23 protein-coding genes and 1 other RNA gene are annotated in these 24,753 nt (G+C 59.4%); 14 read left to right on the top strand and 10 right to left on the bottom strand.

All coding sequences use genetic code 11. From position 1 onward, the window contains the following. Positions 1 to 6: 6 nt before the first annotated feature. Both PMI09_RS28100 and PMI09_RS28095 read right to left on the bottom strand, forming a co-directional pair. Positions 7 to 963 (bottom strand): DMT family transporter, encoded by a 957-nt coding sequence (locus tag PMI09_RS28100; protein WP_007802363.1) that lies wholly within the window; start codon positions 961 to 963, stop codon positions 7 to 9. Positions 964 to 979: 16 nt separating this feature from the next. Next, positions 980 to 1,909, bottom strand: coding sequence for an alpha/beta hydrolase (locus PMI09_RS28095; protein ID WP_007802361.1), 930 nt, complete (start codon positions 1,907 to 1,909; stop codon positions 980 to 982). Between the two features lie 157 nt (positions 1,910 to 2,066). On the opposite strand from PMI09_RS28095, the gene PMI09_RS28090 reads away from it, so the two are divergent. The 4 genes from PMI09_RS28090 to metF all read left to right on the top strand — a co-directional run bounded on the left by PMI09_RS28090 (position 2,067) and on the right by metF (position 6,736). After that, complete coding sequence (locus PMI09_RS28090; protein ID WP_007802359.1) at positions 2,067 to 2,801, top strand: ribonuclease T2 family protein; 735 nt, start codon at positions 2,067 to 2,069, stop codon at positions 2,799 to 2,801. Between the two features lie 193 nt (positions 2,802 to 2,994). Next, on the top strand, positions 2,995 to 4,644 hold the full coding sequence (gene ettA, locus PMI09_RS28085) for an energy-dependent translational throttle protein EttA (RefSeq protein ID WP_007802357.1): 1,650 nt from the start codon (positions 2,995 to 2,997) through the stop codon (positions 4,642 to 4,644). A gap of 165 nt (positions 4,645 to 4,809) precedes the next feature. Then, the gene (locus tag PMI09_RS28080; RefSeq protein ID WP_007802354.1) at positions 4,810 to 5,832 is read left to right on the top strand and encodes an ArsR/SmtB family transcription factor; all 1,023 of its coding nucleotides are present in this window, start codon (positions 4,810 to 4,812) and stop codon (positions 5,830 to 5,832) included. Between the two features lie 4 nt (positions 5,833 to 5,836). Then, the gene (metF, locus tag PMI09_RS28075) at positions 5,837 to 6,736 is read left to right on the top strand and encodes a methylenetetrahydrofolate reductase [NAD(P)H] (RefSeq protein WP_007802352.1); all 900 of its coding nucleotides are present in this window, start codon (positions 5,837 to 5,839) and stop codon (positions 6,734 to 6,736) included. A gap of 508 nt (positions 6,737 to 7,244) precedes the next feature. Here metF and PMI09_RS28070 read toward each other — a convergent pair. The 4 genes from PMI09_RS28070 to PMI09_RS28055 form a co-directional block, all read right to left on the bottom strand. Then, the gene (locus PMI09_RS28070; RefSeq protein WP_007802349.1) at positions 7,245 to 8,477 is read right to left on the bottom strand and encodes a lytic murein transglycosylase; all 1,233 of its coding nucleotides are present in this window, start codon (positions 8,475 to 8,477) and stop codon (positions 7,245 to 7,247) included. Between the two features lie 82 nt (positions 8,478 to 8,559). Beyond that, the gene (locus tag PMI09_RS28065) at positions 8,560 to 9,357 is read right to left on the bottom strand and encodes a glycoside hydrolase family 25 protein (RefSeq protein ID WP_007802347.1); all 798 of its coding nucleotides are present in this window, start codon (positions 9,355 to 9,357) and stop codon (positions 8,560 to 8,562) included. 131 nt (positions 9,358 to 9,488) lie between these two features. Next, positions 9,489 to 10,106 (bottom strand): class I SAM-dependent methyltransferase, encoded by a 618-nt coding sequence (locus tag PMI09_RS28060; protein WP_052026613.1) that lies wholly within the window; start codon positions 10,104 to 10,106, stop codon positions 9,489 to 9,491. Positions 10,107 to 10,156: 50 nt separating this feature from the next. Next, positions 10,157 to 11,401 carry a DUF3419 family protein gene (locus tag PMI09_RS28055; RefSeq protein WP_007802342.1) on the bottom strand — a complete coding sequence of 415 codons (1,245 nt, stop codon included), beginning with the start codon at positions 11,399 to 11,401 and terminating at the stop codon, positions 10,157 to 10,159. Between the two features lie 171 nt (positions 11,402 to 11,572). Between PMI09_RS28055 and PMI09_RS28050 the strand changes: the two genes are divergently transcribed. After that, entirely contained in the window at positions 11,573 to 12,958 is a 1,386-nt protein-coding gene (locus PMI09_RS28050; RefSeq protein WP_007802340.1) for a serine hydrolase domain-containing protein, read from the top strand. Here the strand turns inward: PMI09_RS28050 and PMI09_RS28045 are convergent. The 3 genes from PMI09_RS28045 to PMI09_RS28035 all read right to left on the bottom strand — a co-directional run bounded on the left by PMI09_RS28045 (position 12,952) and on the right by PMI09_RS28035 (position 15,907). Beyond that, on the bottom strand, positions 12,952 to 13,887 hold the full coding sequence (locus tag PMI09_RS28045) for a lytic transglycosylase domain-containing protein (RefSeq protein WP_037084414.1): 936 nt from the start codon (positions 13,885 to 13,887) through the stop codon (positions 12,952 to 12,954). The two genes, PMI09_RS28050 and PMI09_RS28045, sit on opposite strands and share 7 nt — an antisense overlap. A 114-nt stretch (positions 13,888 to 14,001) precedes the next feature. Further along, a complete protein-coding gene (locus tag PMI09_RS28040; protein WP_007802337.1) occupies positions 14,002 to 14,637 on the bottom strand; it encodes a LysE family translocator in 636 nt (211 codons plus the stop codon). Between the two features lie 58 nt (positions 14,638 to 14,695). Further along, entirely contained in the window at positions 14,696 to 15,907 is a 1,212-nt protein-coding gene (locus PMI09_RS28035; RefSeq protein ID WP_007802335.1) for a pyrophosphate--fructose-6-phosphate 1-phosphotransferase, read from the bottom strand. A 342-nt stretch (positions 15,908 to 16,249) separates the two neighbouring features. Here PMI09_RS28035 and PMI09_RS28030 point away from each other — a divergent pair, with 342 nt between their 5' ends. From PMI09_RS28030 to rnpB, 5 genes are all read left to right on the top strand, one after another. Next, a complete protein-coding gene (locus PMI09_RS28030; protein ID WP_007802334.1) occupies positions 16,250 to 16,957 on the top strand; it encodes a J domain-containing protein in 708 nt (235 codons plus the stop codon). Continuing rightward, the gene (locus PMI09_RS28025; RefSeq protein ID WP_007802332.1) at positions 16,954 to 17,718 is read left to right on the top strand and encodes an N-acetylmuramoyl-L-alanine amidase; all 765 of its coding nucleotides are present in this window, start codon (positions 16,954 to 16,956) and stop codon (positions 17,716 to 17,718) included. The genes PMI09_RS28030 and PMI09_RS28025 overlap by 4 nt, the downstream gene beginning before the upstream one ends. Positions 17,719 to 17,978: 260 nt before the next feature. Continuing rightward, positions 17,979 to 18,497, top strand: coding sequence for a lytic transglycosylase domain-containing protein (locus tag PMI09_RS28020; protein ID WP_007802330.1), 519 nt, complete (start codon positions 17,979 to 17,981; stop codon positions 18,495 to 18,497). A 99-nt stretch (positions 18,498 to 18,596) separates the two neighbouring features. Then, positions 18,597 to 19,784, top strand: a complete 1,188-nt coding sequence (locus tag PMI09_RS28015; RefSeq protein ID WP_007802328.1) for an FAD-dependent oxidoreductase — start codon at positions 18,597 to 18,599, stop codon at positions 19,782 to 19,784. Between the two features lie 103 nt (positions 19,785 to 19,887). After that, positions 19,888 to 20,282: RNase P RNA component class A (rnpB, locus tag PMI09_RS29820), an RNA gene on the top strand. A 34-nt stretch (positions 20,283 to 20,316) separates the two neighbouring features. Here the strand turns inward: rnpB and PMI09_RS28010 are convergent. Beyond that, the gene (locus PMI09_RS28010) at positions 20,317 to 20,511 is read right to left on the bottom strand and encodes a hypothetical protein (RefSeq protein WP_007802326.1); all 195 of its coding nucleotides are present in this window, start codon (positions 20,509 to 20,511) and stop codon (positions 20,317 to 20,319) included. Between the two features lie 578 nt (positions 20,512 to 21,089). On the opposite strand from PMI09_RS28010, the gene mraZ reads away from it, so the two are divergent. From mraZ to PMI09_RS27990, 4 genes are read left to right on the top strand one after another with little or no spacing between them, the layout of a single operon-like run. After that, entirely contained in the window at positions 21,090 to 21,527 is a 438-nt protein-coding gene (gene mraZ, locus PMI09_RS28005) for a division/cell wall cluster transcriptional repressor MraZ (protein ID WP_007802325.1), read from the top strand. Between the two features lie 17 nt (positions 21,528 to 21,544). Then, on the top strand, positions 21,545 to 22,570 hold the full coding sequence (gene rsmH / locus PMI09_RS28000; RefSeq protein WP_007802323.1) for a 16S rRNA (cytosine(1402)-N(4))-methyltransferase RsmH: 1,026 nt from the start codon (positions 21,545 to 21,547) through the stop codon (positions 22,568 to 22,570). A gap of 1 nt (position 22,571) precedes the next feature. Then, entirely contained in the window at positions 22,572 to 22,976 is a 405-nt protein-coding gene (gene ftsL, locus PMI09_RS27995; protein ID WP_007802321.1) for a cell division protein FtsL, read from the top strand. Positions 22,977 to 22,978: 2 nt separating this feature from the next. Continuing rightward, positions 22,979 to 24,721, top strand: a complete 1,743-nt coding sequence (locus tag PMI09_RS27990) for a peptidoglycan D,D-transpeptidase FtsI family protein (protein ID WP_007802319.1) — start codon at positions 22,979 to 22,981, stop codon at positions 24,719 to 24,721. Positions 24,722 to 24,753: the final 32 nt, after the last annotated feature.

The following is a 24,753-nucleotide window of genomic DNA, read 5'->3' as shown; positions in this document are numbered from 1 at the left end:
AGCAGATCAGGGCGCCAGGGCCGATTGAGGTGTATCGGATACCGGCTTCGATGCAAAGCGTCGCTCGCGCCAGATGATGTACAAGCCCGATGCGATGATGATGAAGATGCCGAGCCACTTGAGCGCATCCGGAAAGTCGCCGAAGACGAGCCAGGCGAAGACGGTCGCCGACACGATCTCGAAATACTGCAGCGGTGCCAATGTCGAGGCGGGCGCTGCGCGGTAGGCATAGACGCCGAAGATGCCGGCGATGGCAGCCGTGACACCGACGCCGAGCAGGTAGAGATAGCCACGGCCATCCGGTATCACCGCGTCAAAGACGTCGGAACCCGTCGCGCTGCCGAAAGCCAGCAGGATGGCGCAGAACAGCAGACCCCAGATGCCCATCTGAAGCTGCATCGCCCACGGATCTTCCCGATGCGAAAGCACGCGGGTCATCAAGGCGAAGATGGCGATGCACAACGCGCTGACGACAGGCAGAAGCGCGACGTAGCCGACCTCTTGGAAGCTTGGCTGGATGATCAGCATCGCGCCGAAAAATCCGACGCCGCAGGCAGTGTAGCGGCGCCAACCGATTGTCTCCTTGAGGAAGATGCTGCTCAGGATCGTCAGTATGATGGGTTCGACGAAGAAAATCGCGATCGCATCGGCAACCGGCATGTACTTCAGCGTCGTAACAAAGGAGACCATGGAGATGGTTATGATGGCGCCTCGGATGGCATGAAAGATGTTGGCGCGCCAGGAAAAGGTCTTCCAGCTTGCGCGCCAGATGACGATCGGCAGCATGCAGAGGGCCTGCACGACGAAGCGCGCGGCCGTGATTTCTGCCGCGGGAATCGTAGCTATTGCGAGCTTAGAAAAGATGTCGATGATCGGGGATACAAGCACCGACAGGAACATCAACAGAATGCCGGTCGACACCTCCGAAGCGGCTGCGGGGCGGGAAGAGATGCCATTGTCCATCGCGAAATCCTTCGGTTCAGGATCTTGCGATCGCTTCGTCGCACCAGTCAGCGAATGCAGCGATGGCCGCGTCCGCTCCAATTTCATTCAGCGTTTCGTGGCGCATGTCCTGATATATCTGCGTCGTGATACGGGAGAAGCCATGGGCTTTCAAATGGTTTGACAACCAGATCACCGCTTTTCCGCCATCTGTTGCCGGATCCTGCCCGCCGCCGACAAGATGGATCGGCGTCAGCTTCGGCAGTCGTTCCAGATGCGTCATTCGCGGGGCGCGAAACGTCAGTTCGAAAATATCGAGCCAGAGTGACACCGAGGCATCGAAGCCGCACAGCGGGTCCGCGATATACTTGTCGACTTCGGCAGGATCGCGGCTTAGCCAATCGAAGTCGGTTCGACGGCCGGCGATGGATTTGCCCCAGGTGCCGAAGGTGAGCTTCGGCAGGATGCCGCTCGGAACATCAGAGCCCTTCAGTGCACGTTCGGCGAGCAGGATCGCTTGCGCGGCCCGTCCTGATATCCCGGGGTTGAAATTGGAGTTCCAGACGGCGAGGGCGTCATATTTCTCCGGATGGGTGAGCGCCGCGTTAAGCGCAATGAGGCCTCCCATCGAATGTCCGAAAAGAATGACGGGTAGGCCGGGATACTGCGTCACGGCGTGGTCGCGGACCGAACCGACATCATCGATCACCTGCCGGATGCCTTCCTTGCGCGCAAAACGCCCGATCGGTGCGTCGGCCGCGGTCGTCTCGCCATGTCCACGGTGATCGAAGGCGAAGACATGGTAGCCACGAGCCGCTATCGCCACCGCAAAACGGGCGTAACGCTTGGAATGCTCGGCCAGTCCATGGGAGACAAGGATAATTCCGCGTGCCTCGGATTGCGCCGGTTCGTGATGAAATCCAAGCGAAGCGTTCGCCGTTTCAAGGCGTTGCGTATCTGCAAACATCATATCCTCCCATTGGCGGGAGAAGATCAGATCGCCCGGGAAATGCAACACATCCAAATATTTATGCGACCGGATTTTCGCATCCTACGGATTGAGGGTTGTGAAAATAAAGCCGGCGTGATTTCTTGTTCATGAATTGTTCCTTGTGGGGATGAAAATGAGCAATCCATTTCTGCGTATGGCAGTATTCCTGATTGCGATCGCGGCTGCCGGCGTTGCGGGAGCCCAGGATGGCGCTGGAAGAACGCGCTTCATTCTGGCTGCCAGCTGGCAGCCTGCCTTTTGCGAAACCAACCAGCGCAAACCGGAATGCAGCAGCCAGACCAAGGACAGGTTCGATGCGACCAATTTCTCGCTGCACGGGCTATGGCCGATGCGCAAGGATTATTGCGACGTCTCCGGCGACCTGCGCGCCGCGGACAAGGACGGCGACTGGAACAAGCTGCCGGCGGTGGAGCTGTCTGCTGCGACCAAGACCGCACTCGCAAAGGCGATGCCTGGAACGCAATCCGGCCTGGAGCGGCATGAGTGGATCAAACACGGTACCTGCACAAAGCTGAGTGCCGACGACTATTTCGCCACGTCTGTCCGGCTGATCGACGAGCTCAATGCTTCGGCGGTCCGCGATCTGTTCGCGACCAATATCGGCAAGCCGCTGACGGCGGAGGCGATCAAGGCCGTATTTGATAAAAGCTTTGGCGCTGGCGCCGGAGATCGCGTCAAGATGAGCTGCCGGCGTACCGGTGGAAACCGCGTCATCAGCGAACTCACGATCGGTCTTTCGGAAGCCGCGACATCGAATGGCGAAACGAGCCTGCGCGACCTTATCCAAGGGGCAGGGCGGACGTCGTTCGGCTGCAATGAGGGCGTCGTGGACGCCGCCGGCTTTTGATCCCGCTCACCGAAAACCAAGGCCGGTCTGTCGACCTTTAGGCCATACGAGCCGACTAACAGAACAGCGTGCCAGGTTCCGATCCCGACGACGGTCGCAAAAGCCTCCGGTTTTTGGCCGTCGCGCGTTGCTCCTTTGGCGCAATTCGCCTACATAGCGGCAAAACTTAAATCCCCCGCGGAGCGAATTATCAATGGCACGTCAGTTCATCTACCATATGGCCGGCCTCAACAAGGCTTACGGCAACAAGAAGGTGCTGGAGAACATCCACCTATCTTTCTATCCGGATGCCAAGATCGGTATTCTCGGCCCGAACGGTGCTGGTAAGTCGACCGTGCTGCGCATCATGGCGGGCCTCGATAAGGAATATACTGGCGAGGCATGGCTGGCCGACGGCGCAACGCTCGGTTACCTCGCGCAGGAACCACAGCTCGATGCCTCCAAGACGGTCCTTGAGAACGTCATGGAAGGCGTTGCGCCGAAAAAGGCGATCCTCGACCGCTACAACGAGCTGATGATGAACTACTCCGACGAGACGGCGGAAGAGGGCGCTAAGCTCCAGGATGTCATCGACAGCCAGAACCTCTGGGACCTCGAAAGCCAGGTGGAAATGGCGATGGACGCGCTGCGCTGCCCGCCCGGCGAGTCCTCGGTCGAAAAGCTCTCGGGTGGCGAAAAGCGCCGCGTCGCACTCTGCCGCCTGCTGCTCGCGCAGCCTGATCTGCTGCTGCTCGACGAACCGACCAACCACCTCGACGCCGAGACCATCGCCTGGCTTGAAAAGCACCTGCGCGAATATCCGGGCGCCGTCTTGATGATTACCCACGACCGCTACTTCCTCGACAACGTCACAGGCTGGATCCTCGAGCTCGACCGTGGCCGTGGTATCCCGTACGAAGGCAATTATTCGGCCTACCTGCAGGCGAAGGCGAAGCGCATGCAGCAGGAGGGCCGCGAAGAGGCCTCCCGCCAGAAGGCGATCAGCCGCGAGCAGGAGTGGATCGCCTCCAGCCCGAAGGCCCGTCAGGCGAAGTCCAAGGCCCGTATCCGCGCTTACGACGAACTGGTCGCTGCGGCCGACGCCCGTCGCCCCGGCGATGCGCAGATCGTCATCCCCGTCGGCGAGCGTCTCGGCCAGGTGGTTATTGAAGCGGAGAACCTCACCAAGGGCTACGGCGATACCATGCTGATCGAGAACCTGACCTTCAAGCTGCCGCCCGGTGGCATCGTGGGTGTCATCGGTCCGAACGGTGCCGGCAAGACGACGCTGTTTCGCATGATCACCGGCCAGGAAAAGCCTGATAGCGGTGACATTCGTATCGGTGAGACTGTCGACCTCGGCTATGTCGACCAGAGCCGCGACGCGCTCGCCGGCAACAAGACCGTCTGGGAGGAAATCTCCGGCGGTAACGACATCATCAAGCTCGGCAAGCACGAAGTGAATTCGCGCGCCTATTGCGGCGCCTTCAATTTCAAGGGCGGCGACCAGCAGCAGAAGGTCGGCACGCTTTCGGGCGGTCAGCGCAACCGCGTGCACCTGGCCAAGATGCTGAAGGCCGGCGGCAACGTCATTCTGCTCGACGAACCCACCAACGACCTCGACACGGAAACGCTGGCAGCCCTTGAGGATGCGCTCGAGAATTTTGCCGGCTGCGCCGTCATCATCAGCCACGATCGCATGTTCCTTGACCGTCTGGCCACGCACATCCTCGCCTTTGAAGGTGACAGCCACGTCGAGTGGTTCGAAGGTAACTTCGAAGAGTACGAGCTGGACAAGATCCGCCGCCTCGGGGCCGATTCGGTCAATCCGAAGCGCGTGACCTACAAGCGCTTGACGCGCTGATCATCGGATATTGGTTTTAAGCGTTGAAGCCCCGGTTCGCCGGGGCTTTTTTGCGCGCATTGATGTCGCGATCCGAGCAGCTAATTTCGTGAACGGATTGAATTGCGTCTTGCCACGTCCCCTCGATTCACATAAAGATATCTTTATATGTTGATTGGATCGGATATGGGTGAGCCTATCAGACTCGGACTGGATGCGTTGGTGGACGTCCTCAGGGCGGCCGGTGAGCCGACACGTCTACGCCTGCTGGCCCTGCTCGCGGCAGGAGACCTGACGGTCACCGATCTTACCGAAATCCTCGGCCAGTCCCAACCTCGCATCTCTCGCCACCTGAAGCTGCTCGGCGAAGCGGATCTCATCGACCGCTACCAGGAGGGCGCCTGGGCCTATTTCCGGCTGCGTCAGGATGGCAAGGCAGTCCTTTTCGTCCGCAGCCTGTTGGCGCATGCTTCCGAGAATGATCCGGTGATCCTGCGTGACAGCGAGCGCCTGGCTGCCGTGAAGCGCCAGCGGGCGGAGCGCGCACAGGCCTATTTCAGCCGCAACGCCGCCGAGTGGGACGAGCTTCGCCGGCTGCATGCCGCCGATGAAGAGGTCGATGCCGCCGTCATTCGGCTGCTCGGCAGCCAGCCGATTGACTCGCTCCTCGACCTCGGCACCGGGACGGGTCGCATCCTTGAACTCCTGTCCGGCCTCTATCGCCGGGCGATCGGCGTGGACGCCAGCCGCGATATGCTGAGCGTGGCGCGTGCCAATCTCGACAAATCAGGGATCACCAAGGCATCCGTTCGTCAAGCCGATATCCTGAACCTGCCGTTCGAGGCGCAGGATTTCGACGTGGTCACGATCCACCAGGTGCTGCACTTTTTCGATCAGCCCGAGATCGCGATCTCCGAGGCGGCGCGTATGCTGCGGCCGGGCGGGCGGTTGGTCATCATCGATCTGGCGCCGCATGGGCTGGAATACCTTCGTGACGAGCATGCGCATGTTCGCCTCGGCTTCTCGCATCAGTCGATATCCGACTGGCTGCGGAAGGCGGGGCTGGATGTCGAGCAGGTCGTCGACCTTCATCCGGGTCATCAAAGCGGGCAGGGGCTCACCGTCACCGTCTGGCTTGCGCGCGACCCCCGGCGTCTCATAGCCTCCTCAGCGAGCGAAGGCGCCGAACCCATATTTGCCGGGAGATAATCATATGGCTTTGAACAGCGCCGCGCGCCGCAAGATCGGTATTTCCTTCGAGTTCTTTCCGCCGAAGTCGGAAGAGATGGAAGGTCAGCTGTGGAACACGGTCAGCGAGCTGCAGGACTGGGATCCCGACTTCGTATCGGTAACCTACGGCGCCGGTGGCACCACCAAGGCACCGACGCTGGCGACCGTCTCGCGCTTTCTCGCCGAGACTCCCCTTGCCACCGCATCGCATCTCACCTGCGTCGGGGCGACGAAGGATGAAACGCACAGCGTCATCGAGACCTTCCGCAAGGTTGGCGTCAAGCATTTTGTAGCGCTTCGCGGCGATGCTCCGGGCGGCGTCGGCGCGCCCTACCAGCCGCATCCCGGCGGCTATGCAAACGCGGCGGCATTGGTTGCCGGACTGCGCGAGATTGGCGATTTCGAGATTTCGGTCTCTGCCTATCCCGAGAAGCATCCGGAGAGCCGCGATACCGCTGCCGACATCGACATGCTGAAGCAGAAGGCGGACAACGGCGCGACCCGGGCGCTGACGCAATTCTTCTTCGACAACGACAATTTCGAACGCTATCTGGAGCAAGTGCGGGCCGCCGGTATCAATATTCCCGTTGTGCCGGGCATCATGCCGATCCAGAACCTGACGCAGCTGAAGCGCTTCGCCGGCGCCTGCGGCACTCTCATACCGGCGTTTCTGGATGAGCGCTTTGCGGGCTTCGACGACAAGCCGGAAGAAAGAGCAAAGGTTGCGGCCGAGGTTGCAGCCGAACAGATCGAAGATCTGGCCCGTCGCGGGCTCACCGACTTTCACCTGTACACCATGAATCGTGCGCCGCTCGTCTCGGCCGTGCTGACCAATCTCGGCTTCACGCGGGACGGTGCCAAGAAGGCCGGTGCCGCCGCATAGGCTGCTCCTGTCGGAAGACAAAAAGAAAAGCGCATCTCCTCGTGGGATGCGCTTTTCCGATTCATTGAACTGTTTCGCTACTCAGGAGTCTCGGCACTGTTCAATCGGCACGACGTTCAGATGAAAAGCATTGTCAATACGAATGCAAACGCCGCGCTGACCAAAAGGACATTCAAGGATTGTGTAAGTCCCATGTCTGTCTCCTCGCGTTAACGGTGCGATAATATGTCGTGATTGTGTCGCTTGGAAAGCGGATTTTATACTGCACTGCGGCGAAAATGTCACATCACGGACGCGGGGCCGCAACTAATTCACTGAAATTGCGAAAGAAATTCCCGCAGAAAAATATTCACAGATTTTAACCTGCCGTTAAAGTCGGCGATCCTGCCTTCACACTTGCGGCAAGATGAAGGCTTTGCCTGAAGCGTCTGAAACCATGGAATAATCCGCGCAAATGAACAGGCCGGGTGTGAAACCCGGCCCGAAGGCGTGCGCTCAAGATGCGCGATCAGAGGGAGTTAAGGAGCGTCGGCGTTGCCCAGCCGTCGGCCGGCATGCCGAGGCGCTGCTGCTCCTTCTGGATGGCAACGCGCGTGCCTGAACCCAGGATGCCGTCGACCTTGCCGACGTCATGGCCGAGCGTTCCGAGCTTCGTTTGCAGTTCCTTCATCTGATCATTGGAAAGGCCCTGTTCGGGCGCGCCCTTGAGATAGGGCTCGGCACCGGCGAGGCGGGTCCCAAAATAAGCGGCCGAGGTCGTGTAGATGAACGACTTGTTCCACTCGAGGTAGATCTGGAAGTTCGGGTAAGCGATGAAGGTCGGGCCGAGGCGGCCCTGGGGCAGGATCAGGTCGGCATGCAGGTTGCCGAAGCTCGTGTTACCGTCACGCGGCTTGACACCAAGGGCAAACCAATCGCCGGCCGTCATAGGGCCGCCAATACCGGATTTTTCCCACGGGAGGCTCTCGGGAAGTGTGACCTCCTGAATCCAGGGCTGCCCCTTTTGGAAGCCGAGATGCTGGATGAATTTTGCTGCCGTCAGAATGGCATCGGGAGCGCTCTGCTTGAGGCGCACATGGCCGTCGCCGTCACCGTCCATCCCGTAAGCGACGATATCGCGGGGCAGCATCTGGACCTGACCGATCTCGCCGGCCCAGGCACCTGTGTTGGTTGCCGGCTCGAGATCACCATGCTGAACCATTTCAATAAGGGCGATCAGCTGCGGGCGGAACAACTCGGGGCGCCGGCAATCATGAGCCAGCGTCACGAGCGCGTTGCGGGTGTTGAAATCGCCCTGCACAGCGCCGAAATCCGTTTCCATGGCCCAGAAGGCCGTGATGACGCCGGCGGGCACTCCGAACTCCTGCTCGGCGCGGGCGAAGACATCCGCATACTGCTTCATCTTCTGGCGGCCGATATCGAGGCGGGCCTGGCTGACGGTGCGCTGTGAGAATTCCAGGAAGGTCTGCTTGAACACGCCCTGCGCGCGGTCGCGGCTCAAGACCTTCTGGTCGATCTGTGCGCCTTCAAGTGCCTTGTCGGCGGCTTCTGCGGATGCGCCTGCTGCAATCGCGTCGGCCTTTACGCCGGCCAAGAACGCAGCGAGATCACCATCACATGCCGGGGCGGCCGCCTGCGAAGCCGGTGCACTCGGTGCCGGCGTCTGAGCGGCAGCGCCGGTGGCAAGACCGGCGGCAAAAAGGAGTGCAAGTGCCGTGCGGCTTGCGGGCGAGCGGTGCATAGTTTCGATCCTCGTCGTCAATGGAATTTCCGTCGATTTCCCAGATGATTGTGACGGAAGCAAGAAAGACGAGGGGACGTTACTAAGAATTTGTGTCCTTGGATACCGCGGCTACCCAGTTGTGCCAGTTCTGCGTCGATCCGGCGAAAACATTGATGTCCGTCGGGCCCTTGATACCAGGGATGACGCCCGTCGACGTGTACTGCCAGAAGGCCCACCGGCGGTCGGCATAGGTAACTTCGGGATGTTTGGCGACGGAGCGGACCCAGAAGTGATAATTCTGGAAGTAGCCGACGAGATTGTCACGGTGGAAATCGACCGACGTGTAGATAATCGGACGCTTGCCGTAGTAGGCCTCGAGGCGGTCCATAAAGCGCTGCAGCTGTGCGCGCACCGTGGCTGGATCGGGGCGATAACGGCATGTCTTGGACTCTGAGTTCCATTCGACATCGAGGACAGGCGGCAGCCGCATCGAGTCTTTCGGCACGTTGCTGATGAACCAATCGGCCTGTTCATCAGGCGTCGAGCAGAAATAGTAGAAATGATAGGGAGCGTGCGGAATGCCCACGGCGCGGGCGCGCTGCCAGTACTCATTGAAGCGCGAATCGACGCGGTCCTTGCCCTCGGTCGCCTTGATGAATGCGAAAGCGACGCCGGAGTTCCTGACCGTCTGCCAGTCGATATCGCCCTGCCACTTCGAGACGTCGATGCCGTGAACTGGCTGCTTCTCCGGATGCTTTGTTCCGAAGTCCTGAGGATCGGTGTCCTTGAAGCGCGTCTTCGGCTTTACGGACGCTGTTTCGAGATAGTCATAGCCCGATGACGTGCACCCGGCGAGCATGACAGCCAACGGCAAAACGCAAAACAGAAGCCGGCGCATAGATGTTCCGTCGCGAAACGAATGGAATTTTTGCCCCACAGCTCGACCTTCGTGATAAACGCGTCCAGCAGAGGAATGTCCCCTCTATTTCCCATATCAACGTAAAAATTCGGTTAGTTTCAAGCGAAATGTCAAGGTTTGGTCACAATGACAGCCCGCCAGGCATAGCCGCCGCCGATGGTCTCGAACGTCAGTCGTCCTTGGTTTTCAGAGGCTTGAGACTTAAGAACCTGCCGCAGATTGGGACGCGGCGACACGTGAAATTTTCGCAGCCATGCCTTGAGAAGACGCGCAAACCAGCTCGGCAGGCGTTCCTGCTGACCAAAATCGACGATGTGCAACTCGCCGCCGGGGGCTAGGGCGGCCAAGGCCGAGTCGATCGCGCATTCCCAGTCGGGAATCATAGAAAGCGCATAGGAAATGAGGATGCGGTCGAAGCCGCCGACGCCGAACTCGCGCGGCGTGAAGGCCGTCGCGTCCGCGACACGGAAATCAGGGAGCGTGGCTTTGGTATCGAATGTCTTGCGCGCGGAGATCAGCATCTCCGCCGAAATATCGAGCCCGTAGAGCTTAGCCTGCGGATAATATCTATGGGCAAGTGCGAGGTTGCGGCCGGTTCCACAACCGACCTCCAAAAGGGTGCCGCCTGCCGGCACATTCAGATTGCGGATCGTCTGATCGCGACCGAGCAGGTAATACTTGCGCGTCAGGTCATAGATGTGGCGCTGATAACGGTACATGCCGTCCATCAGGGCGGCGTGGTCGTCGTCCTTTGCGACCGGGTTCGTGTCGACCCCGCTCACGCGGTCTTCCTGTAGATATGGAAGCCGCCATAGATCGCCGAGCGATCGAGCGCCGTCAGTTCAATCGAGCGTTCCTCCATGTAGGTCCACTGATCGCGGATCGCAGGCGACAGGCGTCCTTCGATGATGCTCTTTTCGGCCGCGGTGCGGAAAATCACCCGAGCGCCTTCACGGGCTGTGCGACTGATCTCGGCCCATAGATCATTCAGTTGCTGGTCCGTCATCCAATCCTGTGCATCCAGGAGGATATAGCGATCGCGCGAGGCTGCCGGCTCGCCGGCGAGCAGCTCGGTGAAGCTTGCGTGATGAACGTTGACGCGATCCACATTGGCACGGATCGCCTCGTAGTTCGCGGGCTCGAGATAGGTCGGAAGCGGGCCTTCGCCCCTTGGCGCGTAGCGGCGAGCGAACGCCTGCCAGGCAAAATAGTTTTCCTGCATGGGGAAGTGACAGGCGAGCTTCTCAAGACGGTGGCGTAGGACCGGAGCGATGGACTGGTCGGCCGCGAGGCTTGCCAGTTCGTCGTATTGCTGCGGCGGGATGCCGAGGCCAAACAGCGAGCTCTTGCGGCCGGTGATCCAGCGCACAACCGGCTTGTCAAAGAGCGGCGCGATCTTCTCGTCGAAGAACTGGCGCTGCTCGCGCAGCGAGCGCGTCTTGGTCATCTCCGTCAGGTCGACGCCGTGCAGGCGGGCAAGCAGGTGGGCTGCACCGATGAACCGACCGAGGAGACCCGTTTCGTAGATGTTGCGGTCGAAAACCGTCACGCGCCGACGGCCGAACTTGCGGCCATTCCAGTAGTTCCGGGTTGTCTCGTCGAGATTTGCTGCGAGGAACTGGTCGAAGGCGCGGCTGTTCGATGTTTCGCGCGGTGTGGCGAGGAAGCGAACGAGGTCGGCGTGTCCGGGAAGGTGACGGAACGCCGCGAGTTTCAGGCGATTGAGGGCGATGTGATGCGGGTTAAGGTCCACCACATCAATCGACGCCGGGCTTTTGGAGAGATAGGCGAGTATGTTGCAGCCGCCGGAGCCGATCGTCACGATGCGATGATGCGGCTGAAGCTCCATCGCCAGCATGTCGAGGTCGGGATCTTCCCAGATTTGCGGATAGACCAAACCGGAAAACAGCAGGCCAAAGAGCCGTTCCGAAAAGCCCGCCTTGGAGAAGGCATTGTGGCGGAGAAGAGCTGCCTTGAGTTTCCGGTTCTTGCGGAAGCCGGCATCCGGTGCAAATTCCGTCATATGAGTCTTTCACCCTTTTAGCGTTCAGGGCGTTTAGCGCGCCGTCACTACAGTTTGATGACGCAGGCTGTGGGCAGGCCTTTCTGCGGTAGCAAATAGAAACCATCCGGGCGTTGGGGTCTTTCGCGCCGCGGGCTTTCCTGCTTCTCTTGCAGGCATGGAGGACCGTACATGCGATTTGTGCTGCGTGTCGTGAAGTCACTTGCCCTTCTGCTGATCGCGATCGTCGCAATGGGCGCGGCTTGGCTCTATGTCAGCCCACCTGAATTGCTGCGGGTGGGCGACGGCTATGCGGCCAAGATCGTTTGCTCGAACGTCTTCCTTGCAGGGCGGGATCCTGAACAGGTGCTCTATGAGGACGTTCAGGCGCCCGGAAATCCGTTGCTGCGGCTTGTGCGTGTGGTTGTCGACAGGCAGGAGAAGCGGGTTACAGCGCGCATCCTCGGGGTCTTCGCACCGGGCTATGCAATTTATCGCGGCGCGCTCGGCTGCAGCAGCGTGCCGGACGGGGATTTTGAAGCGGCCGCGAGCGCGGTGCCCGATCGTCCGGTCGCTCGAGAGCCGCAAAATGATGCGATATGGCCGCAGGGTAATGCCGTCGCGACGGTCAATGACAGCCGTATCGACGCACTGCTCTCGCACAGCGACTTGACCGGTCCTGCAGCGCGCGCGGTTGTCGTGGTTCGCAACGGCCGTATCATTGCCGAGCGCTACGGTGACGGCTTCAGTCCGACGACGCCGCTGACGGGGTGGTCGATGACGAAGACCGTCAATGCGGCGATTGTCGGACGGCTGATGCAGGACAACAAGATCGGGTTTGATGATGCCGCCCTCCTGCCGCAGTGGCAGGGCGGCGACCATTCAGCAATCAAGCTCAGCGATCTGCTGGGCATGGAGAGCGGCCTGGCCTTCAACGAGAATTATGGCACGGTCGCAGATGTCACACGCATGCTCTATCTCGATGCAGATATGACGGCGCTCCCGGCGAGCCTCCCCTTGGAGGCGAGCCCGGGCCAGCGCTTTAACTATTCGAGCGGCACATCGGTTTTGATCTCGAAGATATGGATGGATCGGATCGGCAACATGCAGGCGGCGCTTGCCTATCCCAAGATGGCGCTGTTTGACCCGATCGGCATGTCGAGTGCCGTACTGGAGGTTGACGCGCGCGGCACCTTTGCCGGCAGCTCCTATCTCTACGCCACTGCGCGGGACTGGGCCCGTTTCGGGCAGTTTCTTCTTCAAGACGGCGTCTGGAATGGACAGAGGCTGTTGCCGGAACAGTTCATGGCGGCAATGCGGACGCCGACTGTGGCCTCGGGTGGCAAATATACGCAGGCGCAGGCCTGGCTTGCCGCGCCGGGGGGTGACAGCAGCACCATTGCCGGTCTTCCCGATGACACCTTCTGGATGGAGGGGCACGACGGACAGAGCATTGCGATCGTGCCATCCGCGAAGCTTGTCGTCGTCAGGCTCGGGCTGACGCCGAGCTGGCTCCGTTATAAGCCGCAGGTCCTGGTAAAGGAGATTCTAGCGGTGCTGCCCGGCAGTGGTCAGTAGTTGCCGTGGGCGACGTCGTTCATGCCCTTGCGCTTGGCATCATAGTAGTAGCCACGGGCATAGAGGCGGATCGCATCGTCTTCGCTGTTGTCGGAGACTAGCCAGGCGCCGCGAAGGTATTTGGCGGCGTATTTGATGTTGGTATCGGCGTCAAACAGGCCGGCGGGCTCGCCGTTGTAGCCCATCGACTTAGCCGTATTGTACTTGATCTGCATGAGGCCGAAGTAGCCACGCTTGTTATAGGCCTTCGAATTGTAACGGCTTTCCCGATGCACGACGCGGTGAAGCAGGGATGAGGGCACCTCGTAAAGCTTCGAGTACTTGTCGATAATTTTGGTGATCGCGCTTTTCTCGACCGTCGGTGCACCATCGTCGTCGCTGTCGCTGAACATGGGTGGAGCGGTCGGCGGGTCGGACGGACCTGAGGTGTCGAAGCCGTAGTCCATCATCGGATGCGGCATGGTATCTATTGCGGAAAGCGCGGCAATCGCACCAGTGCCAGCCTGCGGCGTCGCAGCAAAGGCGAGCTGCGTCGACGGAGAAGTGGTGCCCGGTCGCGGTGTCGGTATAACGGACTGGATAGCCGTCATCTCGGGCGTGAGCGGGATCTGCGCATAACCCGTTGCTGTGGCCTGCTGGATCTGGCTGCTCAACTGAGAGGGATCGGTTGCCGGCATGGCCGGTGCTGCCAGGGCAGTTGCTGTCGGATCGGCGGTGGTGATCATCGCCGTCTGGGGCGCGCCTTCGCCGGCCGGCACGGCTGCAAGCGTAGCGTCTTCGCCCGGCTTCGGCGTCGGAACAACGGTCTGGGCTGCGGTCAATTCTGCCTGCGACGTGTATTCGACGCTCGTGCATCCGGCAACAACGCCGCAGAGCATCGTCGAGACGATGAGACTGCGTTTCAGGCCGGAAAAACCGATCGCTACCATACTCTCACTTTCGTGAATGCGCCGCCCCGGCAGCATTTAGAAGTTACCAAAAACCTTAAGCCCGGATTCCGCAATTAACGTATTCGTTGTTTAGCCGCAACCCGCCGAAAATATTTACGCGGCGATGCGCCGATAGCCAGCGGTTACGGCGCCTGCAGCAATGAGCAAGGTGCCGCCGGTACGGTTGACTGCGCGCTGAACGCTTGCCTTGCGGATAAGGCCGCGCGCCGCGTTTGCGGCCAGCGCATAGATAGAGGCATTGATGGTCGCGAGCACCAGGAAGGTGGCTTCCATGACGAGCATCTGGCCAAAGAACGGCAGATCCGGATTGAGGAACTGCGGAACGAATGCGACGAAGAATACGATGCTCTTCGGGTTGAGAGCCGTTACGACATAGGCGTGGAGGAAAACCTTGAGCGATTTCTTTTCGGGCAGGTTGTCATTGTCTGCCATGGGCTCGGAAATCACGGGTGCACGCCAGAGTTTTACTCCGAGCCAGATCAGATAGGCGCCGCCGATCCACTTCAGTACCGTGAACAGGGTTGCGGAGGCCGCGAGTAGGGCCCCCAATCCGAATAGCGATGCGGTCATCGCGGTGAAGTCGCCGAGTGCAACGCCGGTTACCGTTGCAAGCGCCGTCTTACGGCCATGACCGAGGGCATAGGAAACGACGAGGAGAATCGTCGGGCCCGGGATGGCCAGCATGATTGCAGACGCAGCGGCAAAAGCGAACCAGGCTTCGAGCGACATGGAATCTCCTCCTATTCCCTAGGGTAAAAGCAAAGACACCATATCAACCCTCAGTCAATCATGCCGTCCGGTATTTCTGCCCTATTGTGTCCATGACTTCGCCGAACCACTTGGTGGAGATGTCAAAAGCCTTGCCGCCCTTGATGCGCGGGAACTCGATTGTCCGCAACTTGCCGTTCTGCGCTTCGTCGTGACCGGTAACACCCGATACCTTGTTGAGGGCGCTTTCGACGGCAAGGTCGGTCATGCTCTGAATGAGACGGAGGTCATCGCTGTTGGCAGGTGCCGAACGGGCAAAGTAGCCCGACTTCTGCACGAGCGAGCGCTCGGCATTGATGAGGCCTGCGAACTGCTTCTGGAACCAGCCGCCGACATTGATCGTATCAATCTTCACGTGGCCGAAAGCGTCGCGCTTGATGGTCTCGCCGGCGGCCTCGCGTTCCGCGACGATGGCGTCAAGGCAAGCGCCCTCCGAAACGAATACCGTCGCGTGGCCCGTGCGGTCGATGATTTCTTTCAGTCGTGCGGCTTCCGCATCGAGGTCGAACGCCATTTCAGGGAGATAAACCGCATCGATGCTCTTCATCTTGGCGTTCGTCATCAAGCCATCGACATATTCGTAATTCTTCGTCCGCTGCAGATAGGCCCGGGCAGTTGCTGCCGTCAGCCAGCCGCAGTGGCGTCCCATGACTTCATGGATGATCAGGGTGCGCGGTGCCGCCGTCTGTTCGTTGCTGACGTTGTCGAAGAACTGCGCGCCAATTTCCGCGGCCGTCCACGCGCCGAGCGACTGGCGGATGGGGACGACGTCATTGTCGACCGTCTTGGGCAGGCCAACGACCGTCAGATTGTAGCCATTGGCGGCCAGATATGCCGCCAGATCGGCAGCCGTGGTGTTCGTGTCGTCGCCGCCGATCGTATGAAGGATCGTGACCCCATCATTGGCGAGGCGCTCGGCCGCCACGCGCAGTGGATTTTCACCTTCCTTGACCAGGCCACGCTTCACGCAATCGGCTGCGTTGGTCAGCTTGACGCGGCTGTTGCCGATCGGTGAGCCGCCGTAACGATGCAGAAGCGGTGCCTTCTCCCGCATGTCAGCGGTGATCTTTATGCTATCGCCGAGGAGCACTCCTTGGTATCCGGAGCGATAAGCGACAAGCTCGATGTCCGGCGCCACGTCGCTGTAGCGTTCGATAAGTCCGCCGACCGCCGACGACAGACAGGGTGCCAGGCCTCCAGCCGTGAGCATTGCGACTTTCTGTTTGGCCATGATCCCTCCAACGTCTCATAACAGCGCAGTTGCGTGCTGCTTACCTAACGCATGGATGCGACAGGGAAAGGGGCATGTAAAGTGTAGTTATTATGAAAATCAGGCCCCAAACGGCGAAGACAGGCGGAAGCGGTGATATAATCGTTTCAAGCTCGAGATGGCGCTTCAGAAGGCTGTGGAAAGCGCGATCGTCACTCACTGGCAGCAGTTGGGACCCACTTCGCGCTGCGACCATGAACGAATTGTGAAAGGTCTATTCCATCCTACGACCAATCGCCGCCTTGCAAACGCAGGCATTATTTGGTCAAGGTGTTTCATCTATTTGCACTGCGAGAGACTTTTATGTCCTTCTGGGAAAAACTGCTGAATGCCATTGGCAACACCGCGGGCAACGTCCTTTCGGCGGTGGTCGAGGCTATCCGGACAGTTTTCGAGGGTGATCCCGAGACGCGCCGCAAGGTCGCCTTCTCGGTCGCGATCATCGCTTTGTCGGCGAAGATGGCCAAGGCGGATGGAATCGTCAGTGAGAGGGAGGTCGATGCCTTCCGTGAGATCTTCGAATTCCCGCCCGAGCAGGCGAAGAATGTTGCACGCCTCTATAATATGGCGCGTCAGGACGTTGCCGGCTATGAGGCCTATGCAGAGCGCCTTTCATCTTTGTGCGTGACTTGTGCAGCCAATTGCCCGGTGCTGGAAGAGGTGCTGGACGGTCTCTTCCACATCGCCAAGGCGGACGGGCTCGTCCACGAGAAGGAGTTGGCCTTCCTGCGGCATGTCGGCGAGATCTTCCATATGAATGAAGAGCATTTCGAACGGATCGCAGCGCGCCATGTCTCCATGGGTCGCGACCCATACAAGGTGCTCGGCGTGTCGCCCTCCGATGACTTCACGACGATTCGCCGTCGCTATCATGGCCTTGTCAGTGAACATCATCCGGATCGGCTGATTTCCCGTGGCGTACCAGCCGAGTTCCATGCCATTGCCAATGAGCGGATGGCTGCTCTGAATGCAGCCTACGAGGCGATCGAAAAGGAACGCCGCGCAGCATGACCTCGTTCGAGGCCGACTACCGGAAAGCCCTTGTTCGTCCGTCGCCCAATCACGGGGAGCGTGCGGGCGGGCGCAAGCCTGATATGATCCTTCTGCACTATACGGGCATGCCAACGCCGGATGGAGCGTTGGAGTGGCTCTGTCGTGACGAGAGCCAGGTCTCGAGTCACTACTTCGTAGGTGAAGACGGCGAGGTTCTTCAGCTCGTGCCTGAGGAGCGCCGCGCCTGGCACGCCGGCAAAAGTTACTGGCAGGGCGAGACCGATATCAACTCTGTGTCGATCGGGATCGAGATCGCCAATGCGGGGCACCCCGGCGGTCTTCCCGAGTATCCGCAAGAACAAATTCAGGCAGTCATTGAATTGTGTCGCGATTGCGGCCAACGTTGGTCCATTGCCCCCGAACGGGTGCTTGGACACTCCGATGTTGCACCGATTAGGAAGGTTGATCCGGGGGAAAAATTTCCCTGGGCAGGCCTTCACAGAGCTGGTGTCGGGCACTGGGTCGAGCCTGCTCCGATCGCAGGTGGAAGATTTTTCCAACGCGGAGACCACGGCCAGCCGGTCGAGGCCTTGCAGTCGATGCTCTCGCTTTACGGTTATGCGACGGAAATCACAGGCGAATTCTCCGATAAGACGGCGGGCGATGTGGAGGCCTTCCAACGCCACTTTCGGCCTGCGCGGATCGACGGAATTGCGGATTTTTCGACGATAGACACGCTACACCGTCTGCTGGCGTCGCTTCCGCGCTACTCCTCATAAGTCGTACTTTTAAGCGGCTCCGACTCCGAAGAATTCGGGTGTCTGCTGCGCCGCCACATGATTTCCCTATTATCTCCTCATTGCGATGGTCTAACGCCATCGTCGAACGGTGCCGCCTGGTTTGTTTTGGGGTTTCAGGCGGTTGTCAATTGAAACAAAAAGAATTGCTGCAGAACATCTAATGTATATCTGCTGCATATGGCCGGATTGTTATTAGAATTTCGATCCGGAAATTCTTTGGGTCGGAGTAATTAGACTGTATGAAGAAGATTATTTCTGCTGCAGTGTGCGCGAACGCACTGTTGATGAGTATCAATTGCGCCTTTGCGGGCGAATGGGGTGCAAGATCTCAGACAGTTCCTTTGAAGACTGTTGACCGGACCAGCGGCTATGCGATGCCGGACTTCACCGCCAACAAGTATTCCGCTCTCATTGTCAAATATGCAAACCAGTACGATGTGCCCGTCGAGCTTGCTCATGCGGTCGTGCGCGTAGAGAGCAATTTCAATCCGAATGCACGCGGTAGCGCGGGTGAAATAGGTCTCATGCAAATCAAGCCGGCGACTGCAAGGATGATGGGTTATTCGGGGACGAGTAAAGGATTGTTCGATCCGGAGACGAACATCAAATTTGGCATGAAATACCTGGCTGCAGCGCATGAGCTCGGCGGTGGCGAAACCTGCGACACGATCCTGAAGTACAATGCCGGCCACGGCGCAACCCGCATGAACCCAGTCTCGAAGGCTTATTGCGGCAAAGTCCTGGCGATGCTCGATTGATCATCTGGACTGCTTGGTCGAGAATCACTTCGGTCAGGCACTTAACGATATGGTTCAACATGACGCCTGTGTTATCTGACCTCTGAAATGAGGTGACACGTGGCAGTTGATTTCAAGGTGATCATCGTCGGAAGCGGAATGATGGGCGCGGCTGCAGCCCGTCATCTTTCCGGGATGATCGAGGGCGTTGCGCTCATCGGCCCCGGTGAGCCAGCCGAGCGCAAGAGCCATCATGGCGTTTTTGCCAGTCATTACGACGAGGCCCGCATCACGCGGTGCTTCGACGACAATATGGTTTGGGCGACGTTGGCGGCGCGCTCGCTCGATCGCTATAGGGAAATCGAAGCGAAAAGCGGCATTTCCTTTTTCTCGGAGGTGGGTTGTCTGTTTGCCGGACCGCCCGCCCGACCGGGCCAGGGATTCCTTGGGCGGGCGCTGCAGGTAAGCGAAGCGCTTGATCTCGACGTTGAAATGTTGACGTCTGCGGCGCTGCAAGAGCGCTTTCCTCAGTTTGACCTCAATCCTTCGTTCAACGGCTATTTCGAAGCGCGGCGTGCCGGCCATATCAATCCGCGCGCTTTGGTTCGGGCTCAGACCAAGCTTGCCGGGCAGGCGGGTGTGACGGTCATCGATGCAACCGTTGCCTCGGTTCGCGATGAGGGCACGTTCGTAGAGGTCCATACGGATGGCATGCACTACACCGCCGAACGTGTGCTGGTCGCCGCCGGCGGGTTTAGCAATTTCAACGATCTTCTGCCGGCTGCCACCGATGTTCGCCTTGCGGCGCGCACTGTCGCCTTCTTCGAGCTTGGTGAGCGGGAAATGGCGGTCTTGTCCGAAATGCCTTCGACGATCGTCTTTGGTGACCGCGACGAGGACCATGTCTATATCCTCCCACCGGTGCGCTATCCCGACGGCAAGACCTATCTCAAGCTCGGCGGCGATCTGGAAGCACGCTCATTCGACACGCTGGAGGACGTCGGAGCCTGGTTTCGCTCGGACGGCGATCTGGTGGAGCGCGACCTTCTGGTATCCACGGCCCTTCAACTGATGCCGGCGCTGGCCGGGTGTCCGACAACTTCGGCGCCTTGCGTGGCGACCTTCACGGCAACAGCCTATCCTTATGTGGGATACACGGATTCGCCGCGCATCGCCGTTCTCTCCGGCGGCAATTTCGTCGCGGCTAAGTCATCGGACGAACTTGGCCGGCTGGGTGCGGTCGTCATGACGCAGGGCTGGCTCTGTGCCGAGGACTTCGGCCAGGAGTTGACGCCCGTCTTCCGGTAGGCAAGCGCATTTCAGCGGCGCGTCAGGCAATTGTCGTGGTATTGCTTCCTCGTTGCGGACATTTCAGTGGAATTCACGCCAAGTCTCCGCTAAGGGAACCGTGCCAGTTGGCCGGGCAGCCGCGCTTTACCAATGCCGAAAGGCGGTAGGGTGAGGAAAGTCCGGGCTCCACGGAAACACGGTGCCGGATAACGTCCGGCGAGGGCGACCTCAGGGAAAGTGCCACAGAAAGCAAACCGCCTGCACGGCAGGTAAGGGTGAAAGGGTGGGGTAAGAGCCCACCGCATTTCCGGTAACGGCGATGGCAAGGTAAACCCCACCGGGAGCAAGACCGAATAGGGATGACGTGGGAGGCGAAAGCCTTTCGGCCGGTTTCCAGGTCAGTCATCCGGGTGGGTTGCGTGAGGCAGCGTGCGAACGTTGTCCCAGAGGAATGGCTGCCACGTTCCGGCTTCGGCCGGGGCCATACAGAACCCGGCTTACAGGCCAACTGGCGAATTCCCTTTGCGAAATGAGGGTTCCGGCATTGCCGTCAGTGGGCGGTCGGCGCCTTCGCCAGACATTCTTCGCAGGTGGTGCTGCTTCGGGCAAGAATGGACCAGCGCTTGAATATCTTCCCGCAGGAATCGCACTGGATGTCGGTTGTCATGCCCGACTGCGAGAGCGCAATACGCTTTTCCGGCTCAAAGCGCCCGTACAGAAGCCCCTTTAGTGTGAAGTTTGTCATGGCGTTACTCCACTGTTACTTATTTAGCCATCGGTAATATGCGGCAGCGCAGAACTAATTCAATTCTCCGGCTCTTTATTATTTTGCACATGGCAATATCCGAACGGCTTGATCCCTACTTCGAAGGAAATAGCGGTCGCCTACCTCTTCATGGGGGCGCTCGGACTGGCGCCTCCCACTCTTGAAGAGGGAGTCTTAAGCCTCTGTTTGAAATCGCATATTTGGCTGTGCCGATTTGAAACATGTGCCGCCTTCGAGGGCATGCTCGCAACACGCCCGCTTGGCATCGGTAAGGGCAATCCTAACCCTTTGTTAAACTTAACAGCTTATAAATTTTCGATACTGCGCTCATCGTGAGACGGGCGTTTCCCATTGACGCCCATATGGTCCCATGTTATCCCATTTATGCACTGCGCAAGGGCAAGTAGGTGCCCCTCAATCGCAAAGCCAAGGTGTCTTCCTCGATGGAAGCGCCGGATGGGATCACGCCCGTTTGGCTCGCGAAGCTGTGCCTGAATTTCGAGGTTCCGGGCTTGTGAGTTCAGTCCGGGCTCTTTCGGGAACGGATGTTTCGTGTCATGAGCCGCTTCCTTTCAAATGCGACCAACAGAATCGATTCCAAAGGCAGGGTTTCCGTGCCGGCGGCGTTTCGATCCGTGCTGGCGCAGCGCAATGTTCAGGAGCTCTATTGCTTCCAGGACTTTGTGTTTCCGGCGATCAGTGTCGGCGGTCCGGACCTCCTGGAGAGGTTCGAGCGTCAGATTTCTGCGGAAGATCCGTTTTCGCCGGACGCGAACGAGATGTCGCTTCTCATCCACGGGGGCGGTATCTTCATGAAGCTCGATGCGGAAGGTCGGCTGATGGTCACGAATTTCATTCGCGACTTCACCGGCATCTCGGACGAAGTGACCTTCGTCGGTCGGGCGGATCATTTTCAGCTGTGGCAGCCGCAGGCATTTCAGGCTGCCCAGATGCAGGCACGAGGAGGGCGTCGGCTGGCGGGCGGGCGTTCCTGACAATACGAGGGAACGGAATGGCGGCGAATCCTGGCGGAGATTCAACTGATGCCGGTGGCGGACCGGTTCGCCACATTCCGGTTCTTCTCAACGAAGTGCTTGCGGCGCTCGATCCTTTCCCCGGCAAGCTCATTTTGGATGGCACATTCGGTGCGGGCGGCTACACGTCTGCCATTCTGGGCGCTGGTGCAAACGTGATCGCCCTGGATCGGGACCCGACCGCGATCGAAGCCGGCCAGGCCCTTGTGGCAAGCAGCCAGGGTCGTTTGACGCTCGTTCATTCTCAATTTTCTCAATTGGCCGAGTGTGCTCCCCACGACGGGCTCGACGGGGTCGTGCTCGACATCGGCGTTTCGTCAATGCAGATCGATGAGGCCGAGCGTGGCTTCTCGTTTCAAAAGAGTGGTCCTCTGGATATGCGCATGTCGGCTGCAGGCGTTTCCGCGGCTGACGTGGTTAATCGCGCCAAGGTGGCCGATCTGATCCGCATCTTTCATTTTCTCGGAGAGGAAAGCCAGTCGCCGCGCATCGCGCATGCGATTGAAAAGCGGCGGGCCGATAAGCCCTTCGAGACCACGCGTGATCTGGCCGGGCTGATCGAGCTCGTCACGCCGCGGAAGATGAAGGACAAGATTCATCCGGCGACGCGCGTCTTTCAGGCGCTGCGCATTTTCGTCAACGATGAGCTCGGCGAACTGGCGCAGGCGCTGTTTGCCGCGGAGCGTGTCCTGAAGCCCGGTGGACGCCTCGTTGTCGTCACCTTTCATTCGCTTGAAGACCGGATCGTCAAGACGTTTTTCTCCGATCGCGCCGGCAAGGCTTCGGGCTCTCGTCACCTGCCCGTTGCGCACGAGCGTGCGGCGACCTTCGAGCGAATCGGTAAGCCAATGGTTGCTGCGACCGAAGCGGAGGCGCAAGCAAACCCGCGGGCGCGCTCGGCCAAGCTACGTGCGGGGCTGCGCACTGCAGCACCTGCCGAAGCGGCAGATGTTTCCATCTTCGGATTGCCGAATCTGGCGAGTCTCGGAAAGCTCGGAGCCTGATATGCTGAGAACCTTGGACCTCATCCTGGTCGGTGTCATGACAGCAGCGGCGGCTGTCACCTACACGATCAAGCACCATGCCGAACTCAAGCTTGAGGAGGTTCACCGCCTCGAAGCGGAGATCAAGCTCGAGAAGGACACGATCGATCTATTAAAGGCCGATTGGGCTTTGCTCTCCCAGCCGAACAGACTCGAGCGTCTCGTCAACAACTACAATGGCGAGCTTCAGTTGCAGCCAACGGCTTCAACGTCGCTGGTTCATGCCAAGGAGCTGCCGATGTTGAAGTCGCAGGTTCCTGTTCCCGACGTTACCGAAGCGAAGGCTGGTTCTGGCAAGGCAAAGCCTAAGGCAGCGGTGCCGCGACCCGAAGAAGAAGACCTGATGGCAACCGGATCGGTGGAGTAGAGATGTCCTTTCTTTCACGCATCATGGTCTTGAAGAGCCAGGCGCATTTTTCGGCAGGCACACACAACCGCTTCGGTGGCAACATGCCGATCGAGGGATCGCGAAAGAAGAGGGCGGGGCAGGCCAAGAGCCGTGTCGGTCTGCTGATCGTCGGTTTCCTCGGGGTCTATTGCGTGATCGGCGGGCGTCTCGTTGAATACGCGGTCCGCGACCCGGAGGTCGTGTCCAGCATTTTGCCGCCGGATCGCCTGATGGCGTCGCGCCCTGATATTCTGGATAGAAACGGCGAAGTGCTGGCGACCGATATCCGCACTGTCTCGCTCTTTGCCGAACCGAATAAGGTCGTCGATGCCGACGAGGCGGTCGAGAAACTTGCCACGGTTCTGCCCGACCTTGACATGAAGGGTACCTATAAGAAGCTCGCGAACCGCACATCCCACTTTGCCTGGCTCCGTCGCCAGCTGACGCCGAAGCAGCAGAGCCAGATCCTCGCGCTCGGCATTCCCGGCATCGGCTTCCGGCCAGAGAAGCGTCGCTTCTATCCGGGTGGCCCAACCGCAGCGCACATCCTCGGTTACGTCAACATCGATAACCGCGGCGTTGCCGGCATGGAGAAATACATTGACGATCAGGGTCTTGCCGACCTTGCTTCAGTCGGTATGACAAGCGATCAGCCGCTTGAACCTGTGCGTCTGTCCATCGACGTTCGTGTCCAGAACATCGTGCGCGATGTCGTCGTCAACGCAGTTAAGAACTACGAGGCAAAGGGTGCGGGCGCCGTGATCCTCGATATTCATACCGGTGAGGTGCTTGGGATGGCATCGGCGCCGGATTTCGATCCCAACAATCCGCTGGAAGGCGCCAAGGAGGGTTGGCTCAACCGCATGTCGAACGGCACGTTCGAGATGGGGTCGACCTTCAAGACCTTCTCCCTCGCCATGGCACTCGACACCGGCAAGGTCAGTCTCAACGACAGCTTCGATGCCACGCAGCCGATCCGCATCGGCGGCTTCACCATTCACGACTTCCACGGCCAACGCCGTTGGCTGACGCTGCCTGAAGTCTTCCAGTATTCGTCGAACGTCGGTACCGCCCGCATCATCGACATCGTCGGCATGGATGCTCAGAAAGATTATCTGACGAAGCTCGGCCTCTTGACCAAGATGCAGACCGAGTTGCCAGAAGTGAAAATGCCGAGCCAACCGAAGGTTTGGAAGAAAATCAACTCGATTACGATTTCCTTCGGCCACGGGGTCTCGACCACGCCGCTGCAGACGGCGGTTGCCGGCGCTGCACTCGTCAATGGCGGCAAGCTCATCGAGCCGACCTTCCTTCCGCGCAACCGCGAACAGGCAGACGAAGTTGCTGAAGCGGTCGTCAAGAAGAGCACCAGCGACGATGTGCGCTATCTCTTCAAGCTGAACGGCATCAAGGGGTCTGGCCGCAATGCGGACGTTCCCGGCTTCAACGTCGGTGGAAAGACCGGGACGGCCGACAAGGTGGTCAACGGCCGCTATGCGACGAACCTCAACTTCAACGCGTTCCTGGCGGCGTTTCCGATCGATGACCCGAAGTATGTCGTGCTGACCTTCTGTGATGAGCCGCACAATGGTGAGAAAGGCCAGAACATCGCCGCGTATACCGCAGCGCCGATGGTGAAGAACATCATTGCCCGCGCAGCGCCAATTCTCGGTGTGGAACCCAAGTTCGGTGACGACGGATCGGCCATGTTGGTGTCTTATTGAGTCTGAATGAATGTCGAAGCCGATTCGCCACG

The organism is Rhizobium sp. CF122 (assembly GCF_000282035.1).
GTDB lineage: Bacteria > Pseudomonadota > Alphaproteobacteria > Rhizobiales > Rhizobiaceae > Rhizobium.
This window is presented reverse-complemented; position numbering and strand designations above follow the sequence as displayed.

Excerpts from the sequence above, each read along its gene's own strand:
- PMI09_RS28025 (WP_007802332.1), top strand. The coding sequence starts at position 16,954 with ATGACCTCGTTCGAGGCCGACTACCGGAAAGCCCTTGTTCGTCCGTCG.
- PMI09_RS28090 (WP_007802359.1), top strand. The coding sequence starts at position 2,067 with ATGAGCAATCCATTTCTGCGTATGGCAGTATTCCTGATTGCGATCGCG.
- PMI09_RS28040 (WP_007802337.1), bottom strand. The coding sequence starts at position 14,637 with ATGTCGCTCGAAGCCTGGTTCGCTTTTGCCGCTGCGTCTGCAATCATG.
- PMI09_RS28055 (WP_007802342.1), bottom strand. The coding sequence starts at position 11,401 with ATGACGGAATTTGCACCGGATGCCGGCTTCCGCAAGAACCGGAAACTC.
- PMI09_RS28080 (WP_007802354.1), top strand. The coding sequence starts at position 4,810 with ATGGGTGAGCCTATCAGACTCGGACTGGATGCGTTGGTGGACGTCCTC.
- PMI09_RS28020 (WP_007802330.1), top strand. The coding sequence starts at position 17,979 with ATGAAGAAGATTATTTCTGCTGCAGTGTGCGCGAACGCACTGTTGATG.
- PMI09_RS28010 (WP_007802326.1), bottom strand. The coding sequence starts at position 20,511 with ATGACAAACTTCACACTAAAGGGGCTTCTGTACGGGCGCTTTGAGCCG.
- PMI09_RS28065 (WP_007802347.1), bottom strand. The coding sequence starts at position 9,357 with ATGCGCCGGCTTCTGTTTTGCGTTTTGCCGTTGGCTGTCATGCTCGCC.
- metF (WP_007802352.1), top strand. The coding sequence starts at position 5,837 with ATGGCTTTGAACAGCGCCGCGCGCCGCAAGATCGGTATTTCCTTCGAG.
- rsmH (WP_007802323.1), top strand. The coding sequence starts at position 21,545 with ATGGCGGCGAATCCTGGCGGAGATTCAACTGATGCCGGTGGCGGACCG.
- mraZ (WP_007802325.1), top strand. The coding sequence starts at position 21,090 with ATGAGCCGCTTCCTTTCAAATGCGACCAACAGAATCGATTCCAAAGGC.
- PMI09_RS28060 (WP_052026613.1), bottom strand. The coding sequence starts at position 10,106 with ATGGACGGCATGTACCGTTATCAGCGCCACATCTATGACCTGACGCGC.
- PMI09_RS28035 (WP_007802335.1), bottom strand. The coding sequence starts at position 15,907 with ATGGCCAAACAGAAAGTCGCAATGCTCACGGCTGGAGGCCTGGCACCC.
- PMI09_RS28030 (WP_007802334.1), top strand. The coding sequence starts at position 16,250 with ATGTCCTTCTGGGAAAAACTGCTGAATGCCATTGGCAACACCGCGGGC.
- PMI09_RS28045 (WP_037084414.1), bottom strand. The coding sequence starts at position 13,887 with ATGGTAGCGATCGGTTTTTCCGGCCTGAAACGCAGTCTCATCGTCTCG.
- PMI09_RS28050 (WP_007802340.1), top strand. The coding sequence starts at position 11,573 with ATGCGATTTGTGCTGCGTGTCGTGAAGTCACTTGCCCTTCTGCTGATC.
- PMI09_RS27990 (WP_007802319.1), top strand. The coding sequence starts at position 22,979 with ATGTCCTTTCTTTCACGCATCATGGTCTTGAAGAGCCAGGCGCATTTT.
- PMI09_RS28070 (WP_007802349.1), bottom strand. The coding sequence starts at position 8,477 with ATGCACCGCTCGCCCGCAAGCCGCACGGCACTTGCACTCCTTTTTGCC.
- ftsL (WP_007802321.1), top strand. The coding sequence starts at position 22,572 with ATGCTGAGAACCTTGGACCTCATCCTGGTCGGTGTCATGACAGCAGCG.
- PMI09_RS28100 (WP_007802363.1), bottom strand. The coding sequence starts at position 963 with ATGGACAATGGCATCTCTTCCCGCCCCGCAGCCGCTTCGGAGGTGTCG.
- ettA (WP_007802357.1), top strand. The coding sequence starts at position 2,995 with ATGGCACGTCAGTTCATCTACCATATGGCCGGCCTCAACAAGGCTTAC.
- PMI09_RS28095 (WP_007802361.1), bottom strand. The coding sequence starts at position 1,909 with ATGTTTGCAGATACGCAACGCCTTGAAACGGCGAACGCTTCGCTTGGA.